The 17,514-nt window shown below is 34.7% G+C and carries 4 protein-coding genes; all 4 read right to left on the bottom strand.

The genetic code is table 11. The features are described from left to right. Positions 1-7 precede the first annotated feature (7 nt). Positions 8-12,853, bottom strand: coding sequence for a T9SS type B sorting domain-containing protein (locus AX016_RS11735; RefSeq protein ID WP_100895791.1), 12,846 nt, complete (start codon positions 12,851-12,853; stop codon positions 8-10). Between the two features lie 329 nt (positions 12,854-13,182). Beyond that, positions 13,183-14,613: a D-xylose transporter XylE gene (gene xylE / locus AX016_RS11730; RefSeq protein WP_100895790.1), complete on the bottom strand. Its 1,431-nt coding sequence runs from the start codon at positions 14,611-14,613 to the stop codon at positions 13,183-13,185. 88 nt (positions 14,614-14,701) lie between these two features. Further along, a complete protein-coding gene (gene xylA, locus AX016_RS11725; RefSeq protein ID WP_100895789.1) occupies positions 14,702-16,027 on the bottom strand; it encodes a xylose isomerase in 1,326 nt (441 codons plus the stop codon). Position 16,028: 1 nt separating this feature from the next. Further along, the gene (locus AX016_RS11720; RefSeq protein ID WP_100895788.1) at positions 16,029-17,513 is read right to left on the bottom strand and encodes a xylulokinase; all 1,485 of its coding nucleotides are present in this window, start codon (positions 17,511-17,513) and stop codon (positions 16,029-16,031) included. Position 17,514 lies beyond the last annotated feature (1 nt).

Raw genomic sequence — 17,514 nt, 5'->3', positions numbered from 1 at the left:
AAATTGCTTATCTGTATAATGTAAAGTGACCCATAAATTCTCTTTCGTCACTTTCACCATTTAATTTAATAACATACCAATAATCACCCGTTGGTAAATTTGTATTTTGGTATAAACCATCCCAACCTTGTTCATTATCCTCTAATTTATATACTTCTCTACCATAACGGTCAAAAATAGTAATATAAATATCTGGGAACTGATCTATGTTTTTAGGTATCCAAAAATCGTTTTGACCATCACCATCTGGTGTAAAGAAATTAGGAATTTCAATATCTATAAATTCCATAAATATGGTTTGTATAGACTCACATCCGTTTTCATCTACAACTCTTACTGTATACGTATCTGTCTTTTTAATGTAAAATGTATTATCATCTCCATTATTAACATCGTTAAAGTAGTATGTATACCCTGGTTTACCACCAGTTGCTAAAGCTGTAATTTCATTAATACTTTGCTGCTCTGCAATTAGTTGTAATGGTGTAAAGTCTTCTATTTCAAAATCTACCGTGTTTATACATCCATTAGCGTGTGCAATAGTAATATAATGCATACCAGGAGACAAGTTTGTAAAGTCTGGATCTAATACCATTAATGCTGGGTCTGTAGTATCTAAACCATACAGTACATCTGCTGTAACTGTTGGATCTTCAAAAATTATAGCAACACTGTTATTTGGAGTATCACCAGTACACTCATACATAACCTCAGCCGATGCTGTTAGGTTTGCACCTGCTGCAATTTCTACAATTTCATTAGTAATACAACCCATAGCATCTTTAACAAAAATTACATAACTATTGGCTGCTAAATCTGTATACGTCATTTTGCCCTCTACAAAATCTGCATCAGCATTACTATTTATACTAGTACTGTATGACGCTGTGCCTCCAGTTACAGTTACTGTAATTGTACCATCTTCTTCACCTGCACAAATTTCTGGTGTAGATGCTAAACTCATTTGTAACTCTACTGGTTCGGTAATTGTAAACTCTATAAGATCAAAACATCCATTTTCATCTTGTACAATTACACTGTAATCACCAGCAACAAGCTCATCAAACATATTTTCATCATCAAATTTATTAAGATCTGGAGATATTGCATATTGATAATTACCTGTACCACCAGTTACATTTAATACAATACTACCATCATCATCACCATTACAACTCACATTTGTAATATCTGGTACTACATTTAATGGTGTTGGTTCTGTTATATTTATTACACTTGATAATGTTTCACAATCCTGACTCTGTACATTTACATAGTACGTACCCATTGGTAAGTTTGCAAATATTTCAGAGGTTTGGTATGCTCTAACTTGATTAGTTAACGTAGCGTCTGTAAATAATCCGTATTCATAGTTACCTAACCCGCCATCTGCTTTAGCAGTAATTACAGCTGTACTTTCTCCGTTACAATTAATAACCGCTGCACTTTCATCTACAACAAGTGTTAAAGGTGCAATTGGATCTATAACAACAACATTAGATACAGTAGAGATACAGTTAAAATTATCTCTAACATAATATTGATATGTACCATCTGAAAGGCCTGTAAACAAATGCGTTCCTGGACCGTTTGCATTGTTCATTGCTGTAAATATTACACCATCTGTACTCCAAGTATAAGGAGCAGTACCACCTGTAGCAGACAACTCTAATGCTGCACCTGTAGTACAACCTAATGATGTTTCTGTAGCCAAGCTAGCATTTGGTTCTAATGGATCTACAATTTCTATAATTGAAGATTCAAAGTCACAGTACATAGCATCTACAACACTTATGCTATAGAAACCTGCACTTAAATTACCAAATGTGTCTGCAGACTGACTAACACTACTTGTTTCTAATGTACTACCACTAGCATCTGTGTATTTATTTAATACATACTTGTAAGTAGTAGTAACATTTCTTGGGTTTACAGTTAAGGTTACTGTTGCATCAGAATCTCCATAACAAACTAAATCTGTGTTTGTAATTGTTCCTGAAATAGGATCTGGAACTACCAAATTAAACGCATTAGAGAAAGTGTTAGAACATCCCAGAGCATCATCTACAGTAACAGTGTATTGGCCTGCAGCTAAGTTTTGGAATAAGTATGAGTTAACACCACTTACTGTTTCTGTAGCCAGAGTAACATTATTTACAATAGAAATTGTATATGGAGCTAAACCTCCTGTTGGTTTAATATTTGCCGTACCCATATCATTTGTACAGCCAACATCCTCTGTAGCTATAGGATCTAATGCTAAAGCAGCACTTGGAGACTTTACATTAAACAATCTATTTTGAGTACAATCTGGGAAACCATCTTGTATTACCTCTACTCTGTAATTACCAGCGTCTAGGTTTATAGGTGCAGTAGGTCCAAAATCTGCAGAACTACCACTTCTAATAGCCATACCATCATCTAAAGGATCTGCTGGTGTATTATTAGTTTCATAAATTCTGTATGTAAATCCTCCTGTATAAGTGGCATCACTTATAGTTAACCTAACTAGTCCTTCAGTACCAAAACAAATAACATCAGATACTATCTCAACATGAACATCAAAAGTATTAGGCTCTGCTACAATGTGCTCTGTAGTTATTTGACAACCAGTAGTTGTATTTTCTATTAATATAGTATGCGTACCTGGTTGTAAATCTGCAAACAAATTAGATGCTTGAGGTGTACCACTTGGCAATAATGTAAATTGATAATCACCAGGGTTAGCACCAGTAGTATAACTTGTAATGCTACCTGTAACATCTACCCTAATATCTTCGCCGGCATTAGAACAAGCTATTGCGTCTGTTACAACAGCATTGGCCGTTAGCAATTGATTGTATGCTAACACTGTAACTGTTTGCTCTGCACTACAACCTTTATCATCAATAACACGAACAATAACATTACCTCCAGCAAACTCTGTATAGTTATATGTTGCATTTGTACCACTTTGCAATACAGTACCAGTAGCTACATCTTCAAACTCATAACGAACGTAAGTAGTACTACCTCCTATTATACTAGTTTCATCTAAAACAATAGTTGCATTGTTTGCAGTATTATCTGATGTACAACCAAATTGGTTAACAACTGGTGTAGCAAACGCTACTACATTTGGCTCACCTACCACTACAGATGTTCTAGTAGTTACACAACCGTTTGGCCCTGTACCTGTAACGTCATAAGATCCTGCAGATAAACCAGAGAACGAATTTGTAACTGGGTCATAAGTTGCTGCTGGTGATATTGTATATGTTAATGGGTTATTACCATTATTTACTTCGGTAATTTTAATAACACCATCTACACCACCATTACAAGTTACGTCTGTTGGCGTAGCTGTAAAGTTTGGCTGTATTGCTGGTGCAACTACAACTGTAAATTGTCTTAAACATTCTGGAACAGAATTAGTGTCATATACAGTTACAGTATAGGTATCTGCAGTTGTTACTACTGCATTTACTGAAGTTGTGAAACCTGTTCTAGCTACAATTTCAGTGGCAGAAGAGTTAACAATTCTATATTCATAATTACCAGATCCATCTGTTGCCTTTATTAAAATCTCGGCATCATTGGTGCAACCTAAACTTTCTTCTAGAGTAGCAGACGCCTGCAATGAAGGATAAACATCTACAGTGCTAGAATCTATACACCCATTACCATCTTTTACAAAAATAGTATAGTTGCCCACAGTTACATTTGTAAATACACCTCCGTTAGAAACGTAATTTGCACCACCATCTATAGAGTAAACTAAAGTTGATGAATCTCCAATAGTTGTATTCACTGTTACCGTTGTAGATGTACTACAGTTATCAACTTCAATACCATCAATTGTTGGATTAGCAGCTAATAACATATTAATTGTTCCTAAAGGATACTCACAACCATATTGGTCACTAATACTAACAGTATAATTACCTGCTACAGAACCAGCAGGAATTTCTAAAGGATTATCTGGTGTACCAGTAGCAATTACTGTTGCAGAAGGATCTGTAAGCGTAAATGTATATGTACCGCCACCACCTGTGATACTCTCTACTGCAATAAGTCCAGGAGTGTCACAAGCAATATCTTCTAATTTTCTTAAAGTAGCAGTAATAGGTTCTAATTCTTCTAACAACACATTCTCTGATGCAGATATACACGTATCTGTAGCACCATCAATTTCTGTTACTACAATGTAATATTCATCTGGCACCAAATTGGTTATTTGTAAATTACTATCAAAAGTAACTATAGTACCTGCCATACCAGGAGTAGTACCATTACCACTAGATCTAATAATGTTACCTGCTATATTGTACAATTCCCATCTGTATTGTGATCCAAAAGGGAGATCATTATCTGTAATTGTAAAATCTATTGTTGCATTATCTGCTCCATCACAAGAAGGAGTAGATGTAAAATCTACATCTAAAGGAAGTGGATTTACAATATCGTTTACATTCACATCACTCTGACGAACACAACCGTTAAAATCACGCACATAAAAAACATATGTTCTACCAGGAGTTAAGCCTGTCCACAAGTAATTACCGTGACCTGCTGTAACCGGTACAGCAGATCCAGAAGAATCATTTACTGACCCACCAGCTATCCAAGTAGCAGCAGCAGGGTTAAAGTTTGCTGGATCTTCAGAAATTGCATACTCATAACCCGGAGTACCCTCAGAACCTTGTACTTTAACTTGTAACTCATTACAATTTACAACAACAGCATCTATCGTAATATCTAAATTATCTAAAGGATAAGGAATTGTATACCTTGGAAAATCTGTTTGACAAATTGTATTTCCTGAGCCATCTACCGTTCTCATAGAAGGGTAAACACTATCTCCTGACAAATAACCAGTTAACCTATCTGTCGTTCCAGGTACAGAGTTATCTGCAGTCCAGGTAGCACCACCATCTGCACTAAATTCTATAGTTCCTAAAGTAGATGGATAAGCATCAAATCTAAAACCAAAATCACTAGCAGTACCTGTACAAGTAACAGGTGTAATACCTATAATATCTGCCGTCAACTCATCAGGGTTATTAATGGTTACATTAGGAGTAGTTGTTACTGCACATCCACTTGCGTCTGTAATATTAATTGTATAATTTCCTGGTGCTAAGTTGTAAAATGTTTTGGTGTTGTTAATTACATTGGTAACTGTCTCGTTAGAGGCACCAGCGTTATCTATATCTACAATCTCATAAGTATAAGGTGCAATACCAGAAGTTATTTCTATTGCTATTGTTCCTAAGCCGTTATAACAATCAGGATCTGTTGGATCTGCAGTAAAAGTTAAAGGTGTTGCTGGGTTCACTGTAACAGTTTCCATATACTCACAATGTGGGTCTGCCGCTCCATTGTCCCAAACATACACATCATAACTACCTGCATCTGCTGCTGCTACAGCAAATGTATCTGTTACTGAAAAATCTGCTGCAGTAACAGGAGTTGTTGTTGGTACAAAAGCATAAGCTAAATTACCATCTCCACCTCTAGCATCTACGGTTATACTACCATCTGCACAAGAACTTACATCTACAACATTTACAGTTGCATTTAAGTTTGGTTGTATAACTATTGTTTTTAATACTGATACACATCCAAAAGCATCTGTAACTTCAATATCATAACTACCATTTGGTAAACCTGTAAATGTATGCGTATTAGAAGTTGATGGGATTGGAGTAATCCAAGCACCTCCATTTATTCTAAAATTGTAGTCGCCATTACCACTTGTAACTGTAACAGTTACAGTAGCGTTGTTTGCTCCATCATAACAAGATGTAGCAGTTAAATCAAAATCTATATCTTCAAATTTATCTACTGTTACAGCTACTGTTGAAGCAAGCTCACAACCTTTATCATCCTTAACACGAACTACATAATCTCCTTCTGTAACATTTACAAAGTTAACATCTGTTTGGTATGCTCTTACAATAGAATTATCAGCAGCTCTTTCTAACTGATATTCATAACCTGGAGAACCACCTGTAGCAGAAGCTGTTAATGTTGCGCCTGTGTTAAAACACGTATATGCAGAAGTCTCACTTAAACTTGGTACTATTGCTGTTGGATCTGTTAATGTTGCATCAATATCTGTAACACAAGCATTATCGCTTACTTTTCTAATAAGTACATTGTATGCACCATCTGCTAAATTAGATGCTGTTGTTACTGGTGATGTTAAAGATGTTACCCAGTTTGTACCTCCATCTACAGAATATTCAAATCCTGTTGCTGCATCAAAATTAGAAACCTCAAAACGGATATTACCATCTGAACCACCATTACAATTAGGATCTTTTGTTCCAAGTAATGCTGCACTAAACTCTTTATTATCTTCTACTACAACAGTAACATCTGCAGATTGCGCACAAGCTTCTGGTGCTTGTGTAGCTCTAAGGTCATCTATTATTAAATCGTTACCATCATTACTATTTACGTTATTACGTATAACAATACCTACAGTTGTATTAGCTCCTGGGTTAAAAGTAACCGTACGGTTATGCCAGTCGTCTGCACTTGTATTTTTAGGTATTTCTGCAGTTGCTACACTAGAAATAACAGTACCAGAACCATCTACTAATTCTATTGTCATTTCTGGGTTATTACCGCTGCTACCTACTTGCATTAAGTTATATGCCCATAATGAAAAAGTAATATCTTGGTTAGCTAATACTTCTATTCCGTTTCTAGACCATAAAACACCGTTTAAAACTGGAGCTGCATATACATCTGAGAATGTACTAACATCTATAGCTAAAAAACGACCGTCTGTTAAACCTGTATGGTCGTTAGGGCTTCTGAAGCTAGGAACCGGATTGGTAACAGTGTTAGTAACTGTGTACTCACCATTTACTAGAATACCAGCCGGACCACGATTACAAGCTGTTTCTGCACCACTTTGCGGTTCATAACAATAATCTGATCCTATTTCTGCTATTTGTGTAGTAGCACCTGCTCCAAAACTCTCATAGAACAATGTAGACTGACCAGCAGTTAATACACTTGCATAGTCTACAGTAACCGTATAACTACCATTACTAACTCCTGCAAATACATTATTGCTTGGTGGTGTATTGTCTATTGTATTTAACTTATAAATATAACTAAAGTCTGTTGTGTTAGACGGTGTCATAGTTATTGTACCATCTCCAATACAGTCATACGTAACACTACTAGAAAATGTTGGTGCTGTAATTGGGTCTGGAACTGTAATTTCCATTTCGTAAGTACAACCTAAACCATCACGCAGTACTAACTCATAATCTCCAGGAGCTAAATTAGCTGTATCTGTAGCACTAAAGCTTGTACCGCCGTTAAAACTATACTCGTATGTACCATCTCCTCCATTAGGATTTAATATTTTTATTAAGGCTCCAGCTGGGTTACAAGAAGCGTCTTCTATAATAGATGCAGAAGCAGATAACCTAAAAGGTTGGTCTATTTCATAATCTTCGCTTACCTCGCAACCTGTGTCTATAGTAGCTCCGCTAGAATCCATAACTGTAATAGTATAAATACCTGCAGCTAAATTATTAAATGTGTTTACTGTTTGGTAATTTGTACCACCATCTAGACTATATCTGTAAGGTGCTGTACCACCTGTAACATTAACTGTTAGTGTAGATGTTGCAGAATCTGCACAGGTAATTGTACTATGTGTTGCTGTTATTTCTGGAGTTCCTAAATCTTCAATAATAACAGGAACAGACGTAGCATAACATCCATTCTTATCTCTTACTATAAAAGTGTACTCACCTTCCTCATTATCAAAATAAGTTAATGGCGCACCTCTGTATCCAAATAAGAAAGTAGTACTTTCTGTAAAGGCTGAATCTGGAATAGAAGCTTCATCGGCATATAATGCTACTCCGTCTTTACTCCAAATAGCCATTTCATATACAGGGCTAGGTAAACCTCCCGTAGGAGTTAAGTTTACAACACCGGCTGTACAAGTAATATTTTCTGTAGTAACGGCACCTAATTTAAGCTCTTCTATTTCACCTACTGTTATATCTTGTGAATTTAAACAACCATCTTGTGTAGTTGTAATTACAATATAATCTCCTGGTGAAACACCTGTAAACTCATATGTATTATCATTCACAGTTGGATGGTTACGTAATGGAGAACCATCGCCTCCATTAGCCCCATCATCTAAACGAAGTTCGTAACCGTAATTTGGTAATGCGTTAGTTACTTGTACTGATATTGTACCACCCGTATTACAATCTTCTGGAGTTGTAGTTATATTAACAGTAAAAATATCTTCCCTAATACCTATATCTTCAGTTTCAAAAATACAAGCACCGTCTATAGGTGTATTATCTGCTGGGTTTAATTGTGTTGCTTGTACTCTATATGTACCAATTGTAGCAATATCAAAGTTTGGTCCGTTGTTAGCTGAAAAAGGAACAACTACTGCACCACTAATTGCATCTACCAACTGAAAACCGTAACCAGCACCTACATTAGTTACTCTTATGTTACCATCTGTATCACATAAGATATTTTTAGTTGTAAATTCTATATCTAATTCATTTTTAAAAACTGTAAAGTAAAAACGACTAAAACAACCACCTGAGTAACGAACAACAACTCTATATTCTCCGCTTTCTGTAGCTGTATAGTTATCTACATTAGATACAGCATTCCAAGTACAGGTTCCATTTTTATTTGCACAGTCATCACCAGCATCAGAACAACTAGTATCATCTAATTTTTCCCAAGTAATACTATCTGCATCTGTAATACCTAACTGTATTGTAGCCTCATCTGCTGCACCACATAAATAAATTTTAGGTAATAAACTACCGTCTATAGGACAAGTAGCTATTTCACCTTGCATATCATTATCTGGGTTAGCATCACTATTTACAAAATTAAAATAGTCTAATACAGGGTTTGTTTGCGTAGTACCAAAACGTTCTACTTTTATACGCTCTATTAAATTAGGGCAAGTAGCATCTCCTGTTTTTTCTACAATAAAATTACCAATAACAGTTGTTAAGTATGTACTAGGATCTGTATCTGGATCACCATCATTTAATACCGTATCACCAGCATCTACAATGCCGTTATCATTATTATCTAATACCCAGTTGTAAGCCGTAAAACCAGTACCTGCAGACAAAACAACATCATCTCCACACAATTGTACTGTTCTTGCTTGGTTACAAGCTGCTAAATCATCTAAAATTGAATTACTAGCCACTTCTGGATCTCTTGTACAAGCTCCTATAGAAGTTGCACCACCCTCATCTGAAAAAGTATTTGTATTTACTGTACCTTGGTAAGTAGAGTATGCTATGTTTTCTAATGTTGAAGAACAAGCTGCTACAAACTCAGAACAATTGGCTGTAATTGATACTTTTATTCTTATAATATATTCTGGATCTCCTACTTCTACTAAGCTATTTGGAATAGTAAAGTTTAATGTGTGATTAGCAACATCTTCTGTATAAGATGCTCCTGGAGCACCAGAAAAATCTACTCCGTCTAAAATAACATTCTCTGGTAGTATATTTCTAATAGTATAATTTGTAGCATCATCATCTCCTGTATTTTGAAAACGAAGTACATACTGCATTGTTTGCCCTAAGCTAACTGCATCACCATTAATATCGGTACCAGATAAATCTTCAACTGTATTTTCTAATAAAATTTCTGGAGCAAAAACCTGTGTGTATGAAGCGGCAATTACTGTACCGTCTGTAGGGTCTACAGCAGGTGTTCCTACACCATAAACACCATCATCACCACCATCTGCATTATCATCTTTATAGTATTCGTTAGCATCACTACACCCATCACCATCACTATCTAAGTCCAGGTGATCTGGAATACCATCGCCGTCTGTATCTAAATTAGCACAAAATCCAGAGAATGAGTCTGTATTGTAAGCTAAAAAAGCAATGTCTGCATCACTAGATAATTCTAAACGTAAAAATGCAACATCACTTATACTACTAGCTGGTATACCAAATTCAGATAATTCAATAGTAGCTAAACGATATTCTCTGGTTGTGTTTGCAAAGAAAACGCTACCATTTGGGTAATAGACATCTAAATTATAAGCCCCAACTACTGTAGACAATGCTCCACTACCTGAAGCTTGTATTTGTACAGCATTACCTAAAGGAGCACCTGTAGCATCGTACAAACTAATAATATGCCCTGCACCACCTGGTTGTGCAACTTGTGTTAATAAAATATCTGGAATACCATCACCAACTGTAGCTGCTACAATCGGATCTATTTCATAGGTCCAGTTATTTCCAATATTTGCAATTGCTGTACCTAAATCTAAACTATTTTGACCGTTAGTTAATAAAGGGTTTAGTGGGTCTGTTGTAGGGTCTCCTACTACTGTTAAACCTAAAGCATTATTTACATCACCATCGTTAAGACTACCCTCTATAGTCATTTCTCCAAAAATATTATTAGAAGGCGTTAACCCTAACCAATTAGATTCTGAAACGGTTAAGTCTGCAAAACCATCGTTATTAGTGTCAATACCATCCATTAAGCCATTACTATTAGCGTCAAAAAGATCATCATCTATGACACCTGTAGAAAAAGTTGTTCCGCCAGAAGTAAAAGCTAATAATTCATGAGATAAGTTTGGTCTTACACTATTTATACTTGTAGAAGAACTTCTCCAAAAATCATTAAAATTGGTAAAAATTTCTGTTATTGGTGTTCCTCCTTGTACTGTTGATGAAGGAGTTCCAAAAGTTACATCTCCAGATATAGTACAAAGTTGCTCTACAGAATCATAGATACCATCATTATCGTCATCTAAATCAATAGAGTCAATTACACCATCATTATCATAATCATTATGTACAATAATTCTTGCTGTTGGACTATCTGTAGTTCTATTTGTATCTGTTTGATCTTGTGTGTTAGTTACTGTATTTACTAAATTTAATAAAGGAAGTATGTCTATCTCATCTCCTCTAACCACTAATTCTAATTCAGCAGTTTCTCCTCCATCTAGTGTACCTATGTTCCAAACATTACCACTAAATGAACCTGTTATTGTAAAGTTAGATACCAATGTTAAGCCTGTTGGTATATTATCTGTTATTTGAAGATTGGTTAATGGCCCAAGACCTAAGTTACGAACCTTAATTGTAAAGGTCGCAGTTTCACCTTCTACTATCTCAGACTTGTCTACCGTTTTGTCTAAAACAACATCTGGATCACAATAAAGTGCTTTAATTGGCTGAGAATCATAAGTACAAGGTCCTTTTGTTCCTCTTACAAAAAATTCTCCTGCTCCAGAAGGCGCATAATTAGGACTATTTGCTCCTGGTATAAGTACTCCGTCTTCATACCATTGGTAGGCATCAAAATTATTTGTTGCTTCATATATTTCTGATCCAACAAAACAACCACTACCTCCTCTTATTTCTAAAATAACTTCTGGTACTGTATCAAAACCTGAAAAATATCCTGCAACACCTCTGGCACCATTATAACCAAAAAAGCCAACAGCTACTGGTCCTGTAGATTGTACACTTATATTACCATCTAAGTTAGGAATAAAAAATGTTTTCCAGTCTGATGTTCCTGCAACTGCTACAGAAGCTGGCATAGATGTTATTTCTGTTCCGTTTTCATAAACTTTTATGTTTGCATCTGGAGTATTAGTTGCCGCAATAATAGTTACACCACCTGTTACAGTAGTACCTGCCATATTTCTAATATTAGGAATATTATCCATATTATCTGGCAGCAAACAGTTTACAGGAGCAACAAAGTTTAAACCTTGTGTATACACTTCTGCTGCACCTGCCATACATTGGTAAGCATAAGCATCTTTAGAGGTTTGTACAAACATATTTGCACCAACACTGTTACCAGAATAGTAACTGCTTGGCACCTCAAAATACTCTCCTTCATCAATTGTTGCTATTGGTGTTGTGCCACCATTAACATATATATTTGTGTTATCTGCTGTTCCTATAATTAAAGGAAACTCTGTTGTACCATTTGTATTACCGTTACCTCTTACAAAAACATAGTCTTTTCCTAATCTATTTTCTGGCACAGGTTGATCTATACCTGCATCTCGGTTTGATGAACCTGCCTGACGACCAAAGTTCATACCACCATTACTAATTACAATATCTTTTGTAGATTTAATAGATGCTCCAATCCACCCATCTCTTTGAGCTTGAGTTGGAGAGTTACCAACGTAAGCTTCAAAAACAAAAGACTCATTTGCGTTTAATGTTATCTGATAAGTATTATCTGTATGACCATCTACATCATTACCGTTTCTAAATACACAATCTGGATCATAACCATATACATCTACTACAGTATTATCTTCTGTAGCCATTATACCTAATGTATTAGATTTAGATGAGTGCTGTCCTAAATTAGGAATACCTCCCCATTTAAAACTTGTTCCCATTGCAACTCTACCTTTAGATGTTAAAGATGCGGCCTGAGCTGCAGAATAACCTCTATAATTAACATAGAATTTATTTCCACTAGGAGATTCAAAACGTAAACCACTGTTGCTTAATACAACACCCGTATTTTCATTTGTAACCAACGTAATATTGTTGTCTCCGTTACCAAGTGTGTATACAGCCGGACTAACATTTGAAATGTTAAACGTTGCAATTGGTGTTGTATTTGTACCTCTGTAAGCATTAACCGTAAAAGTTGTTGGCTCTGGTGTAGACAAATAAACAGCCTGTTGTTGTACAGCTTGATTATTTTGACCTTGCTTTAATGGGGGCAAATAATGGAGATCACTTAATTGGGCTTTTATTGAAAAACTAAAGCCGAGAAGTAAGAAAAGTAAAATAAGTATTCTTTTGTTCATCAGATGGTATTTGTTTGTAACTTCACTATTATTAATACTATCAAAAAGAACATTTAGTAGGCATAATTGCAATATTTTGTTGTAAAACGCCATCAGAATGTTGCCACAACTACATTTGTGAACATCAAGAAAAATTAAAAGTTAAAATGATTTTTTTAAATATGTAAAAAACATCGGTGAACGTACTATAATAGAGCGCTCAAGAGAAAATGAAGAACAAAAAACACAAATGAATTTTATCGTGTTTTAATAGCTTTTTAACCTAAAAATTTCTTTGTTTAGGCTAAAATTTATAACAAGAAATTAAGTTGAATGACTTAAAATATGGGTTATTTTTTACGCCACAAATCATTCATTTCTTCCAATGTTTTTCCTTTTGTTTCTGGTATAAATTTCCAAACAAAAAATGCTGCTAAAACTGCCATTATACCGTAAACCCAATATGCAAAACCGTGATTAAATTTTTCAATTAAATAACTGTTTTTATCCATCATAGGAAAAGTCAAAGACACCAAATAATTAGCTACCCATTGTACAGCAACAGCTACTGCCAGTGCTTTGCCTCTAATATTATTAGGAAAAATTTCTGATAACAAAACCCAAGCAACAGGTCCCCAACTCATAGCAAAACCTGCAACATAAATTAACATACACAATAATGCAAAAACACCTAATGACGCTGTAAAAAAAGAGGTTCCTAGAGCAAACATAGACACTGCCATACTTATAGCTCCTATAATCATTAATGGTTTTCTCCCAAACTTATCTACTGTTTGTATAGCTAATATTGTAAAAAGTAGGTTTATGGCTCCAACAATAGTGGTCTGTAATAAAGCAGTATCTGTTTCTGACCCCATACTTTTAAAAATTTCAGGAGCATAATACAAGACTACATTTATGCCTACAAATTGCTGAAAAACAGATAGCAAAATTCCTATTATTATAACAGGTATACCATATGAGAATAATTTAGCAGAATTACTTGTAACCGTATTTTTAATTTGATTTAAAATATGTAAAGCTTCTCGCTCACCATTAACCTTAATTAAAACGTCTAGCGCTTTATCTGGATTAGATTTTAAAACTAAAGATCTTGGTGTATCTGGTACAAAAACCAATAACAGTAAAAACAAGCTTGCAGGTATTATTTCTGAAGCAAACATCCAACGCCAACCAATTGTATTTAACCAATTTTCATCTCCTTGATTTGAAATAGAATAGTTTACAAAATAAACTATAAGCATACCAAAAATTATAGCAAACTGATTCATTGAAACTAACTTTCCTCTTTTATTAGCTGGAGCAATTTCTGCAATGTATAAAGGTGATAACATAGACGCTAAACCAACACCTATACCTCCAATAATACGGTATAAGATAAATATATACATAAAAGTATGGTCTGCCTCTCCTATTGGTTTTATAAACAGCTCTGGCATAGCAGAACCTAAGGCTGATATTAAAAACAAAGTAGCTGCTAAGATTAACCCTTTTTTTCTGCCAAGTATTTTACTTATTAAACCTCCAAAAACACCACCAATAACACATCCTATTAGCGCACTAGACACTAAAAAGCCAAGTCTTACATTAGATGCTGTTTCAGACAACCCAAATGGTAATACAAAAAACTGTTCCAGAGAACTTACTGTTCCAGATATTACTGCAGTATCATAACCAAATAGGAGTCCGCCTAAAGTAGCTACCAAGGTTAGTCTCCATAGAAATAAGGTATTGGTTAAGGTATTGGTTGAGGTTTTCATAAGTTTTAAGGTTTTTGGTTGGTACTTGTTAATAAAAAAAGGTGCAAAGCCAGTTTATGTGGCTTATGCACCTTAAGTTATATTTTTATTATATATATTGATTTATGATATTCTCAAACAATTCTTGCTTGCCACTTTTTAAATCTAGCTCACCATTTTCTAATGCTATTTTATGTAAATCTTGAAGGTTTAATTTTCCGTTTTCAAAGTCTTTACCTTTTCCTGTATCAAAAGAAGCATAACGTTTTTTTCTAAGCTCATCATAAGCAGAAGAATTTATAATTTTTTCTGCTGTTAACAGTGCTCTAGCAAAAGTATCTGCACCACCAATATGTGCTAAAAAAACATCTTCTAAATCTGTAGAATTTCTACGAATTTTAGCATCAAAATTAACACCACCACCTTGTAAACCTCCAGACTTTAAAAATACTAACATTGCCTCTGTAGTTTCTTGTATGTTATTAGGAAATTGGTCTGTATCCCAACCATTTTGGTAATCACCACGGTTTGCATCAATACTACCAAGCATACCTTCGTTAGCTGCAACCTCTAACTCATGCTGAAAAGTATGTTGTGCCAAAGTAGCGTGATTTACCTCTATATTAATTTTAAAATCTTTATCTAAACCATACTTACGTAAAAAACCAATTGCAGTAGCCGAATCAAAATCGTATTGATGTTTCATTGGCTCCATAGGTTTTGGCTCTATAAAAAATGTACCTTTAAACCCTTGTGACCTAGCATAGTCCCTAGCTGTAGTTAAAAACTGCGCCATATGATCTAACTCTCTGCCCATATCTGTGTTTAACAAAGACATATAACCTTCTCTACCACCCCAAAACACATAATTTTCTCCGTTTAGAGCAATAGTAGTATCTAATGCTAATTTTACCTGTGCTCCTGCTCTTGCAACCACATTAAAATCTGGATTAGTAGCAGCACCATTCATATACCTTGGGTTAGAAAAACAGTTTGATGTTCCCCAAAGTAACTTCACTTTTGAAGCTTCCATTTTATCCTTAAGATAATCTGTAATACTATGAATTCTTTTTTCCGATTCTACCAAAGTTGAACCTTCATTAATCAAATCAAAATCGTGAAAACAATAATAATCAAATCCCATTTTTGTAATAAACTCAAATGCAGCATCTGCTTTATCTTTTGCTGCTTGTAATGGGTCTGATGAAGAGTCCCAAGGAAAATTTTGAGTCCCAGGCCCAAAAGGATCTGAACCCTGACCACAGAAAGAATGCCAATACGCAATAGCAAATTTAAAATGCTCTTTCATTGTTTTACCAGCTACCATTTGGTCTGGATTATAATATTTAAACGCTAAAGGATTTGTAGACTCCTTCCCTTCGAACTTGATATCTCCAATACCCTTAAAATATTCTTTATTGCCAATTAATGCCATATTATTTATGTTTTAAAATGATTTCTAATTCGTTTTTCCATTTCTCGTATGCCAAAACATAAGGAGTTTTATCTTTTAATGGTTTGTATGTTTTTATGTGATCATTAGTTGTGCTATTGTTTTTAAATACTGTAAAATCACCATTTTTTACACCCGCAACCTTTGCTGCACCAACAGCGCCTGTGGTATTGTATATTTCTATTTCATAACCAATTAAAGTAGCTACTGTTTCAGAAAAAATTTGAGACCTAAATAAATTATCGTTTCCTGCTCTAATAACATTAATAGCTGTATTATCCTCTATTAATATTTGCATACCATAAGCAAATGAAAAAGCAATACCTTCTAATGCTGCTCTATATAAATGTGCGTTTGTATGTTTATTTAGGTTTAGATTACAAAAATGAGTCCCTATAGTTTTATTATTAAACATACGTTCTGCTCCATTACCAAATGGTATCAAACTTAATCCATTAGACCCTACAGAAATTTTAGAGGCCATTTTATTCATCTCATCATAACTAGTAGCTCCTAAATTCTGTTTTAACCAACGGTATTGAATTCCGGCACCGTTTATATTTAAGAGTTTACCTAATACAGGCGTATTCTGAGTATAATTTACGTGAGCAAAATGGTTAATTCTAGATGTTTCTTTAGACTGCAAATTGCTTGTTACTGCATATACTACACCAGATGTACCTCCGGTTACTGCAACCTCTCCGTGGTTAAATACATTTAAAGAAAGTGCATTATTTGGTTGATCTCCGGCTCTGTAATTTACAGGAATACCAACAGGAAGTCCAGAAGCCAAAGATGCATTATTAGTTACAACACCCTGATTTTTAAAGTTTGATACAATGGTTGGTGTTAACCCTTCATTTATCCCATAATGATTTAATAAAAACGAAGCCAATTCATCATTTTTAAAATCCCACAAAATCCCTTCAGACAATCCGTTTTTTGTAGTGTTTACTTCCCCTGTAAGTTGCATTGCAATAAAATCTCCTGGAAGCATATATTTGTAAATTTTACTATAAACATCTGGTTCATTATCTCTAATCCATTTTAGTTTAGATGCCGTAAAATTTGCAGGTGAATTTAAAAGTCTTGCTGCGCATTCTTTTTTGCCAATTTTATTAAAAGCATTTTCCCCTATTTCTACAGCTCTACTATCACACCAAATAATAGAATTACGTAATGACTTTAACTCTTTGTCTACAATTACTAAACCGTGCATTTGGTAAGAAATACCTATTGCAGATATTTTAGATGCGTTAATACCAGATTCTTTAATTGCTCGTTTTGTAGCGTTGCAAACGTGTTTCCACCATTCATTAGGATCTTGTTCTGCCCAATTTGGTTGATGAGCAATAATTTCCATTTCACTTTCTGGCTCATTAACAATAATTATTTGTTTGCCTGTATCTGCATCTACCAATGCTGCTTTAACAGAAGAACTACCAATATCATACCCTATATAATACATA

This window comes from Cellulophaga sp. RHA19, assembly GCF_002813425.1.
In the GTDB taxonomy this organism is placed as follows: domain Bacteria; phylum Bacteroidota; class Bacteroidia; order Flavobacteriales; family Flavobacteriaceae; genus Cellulophaga.
The sequence above is the reverse complement of the archived record's forward strand: the minus strand, read 5'-3'. Positions and strand labels throughout refer to the sequence as shown.

Coding starts and splice junctions, on each gene's coding strand:
- AX016_RS11735 (WP_100895791.1), bottom strand. CDS start 12,853: ATGAACAAAAGAATACTTATTTTACTTTTCTTACTTCTCGGCTTTAGT.
- xylE (WP_100895790.1), bottom strand. CDS start 14,613: ATGAAAACCTCAACCAATACCTTAACCAATACCTTATTTCTATGGAGA.
- xylA (WP_100895789.1), bottom strand. CDS start 16,027: ATGGCATTAATTGGCAATAAAGAATATTTTAAGGGTATTGGAGATATC.
- AX016_RS11720 (WP_100895788.1), bottom strand. CDS start 17,513: ATGTATTATATAGGGTATGATATTGGTAGTTCTTCTGTTAAAGCAGCA.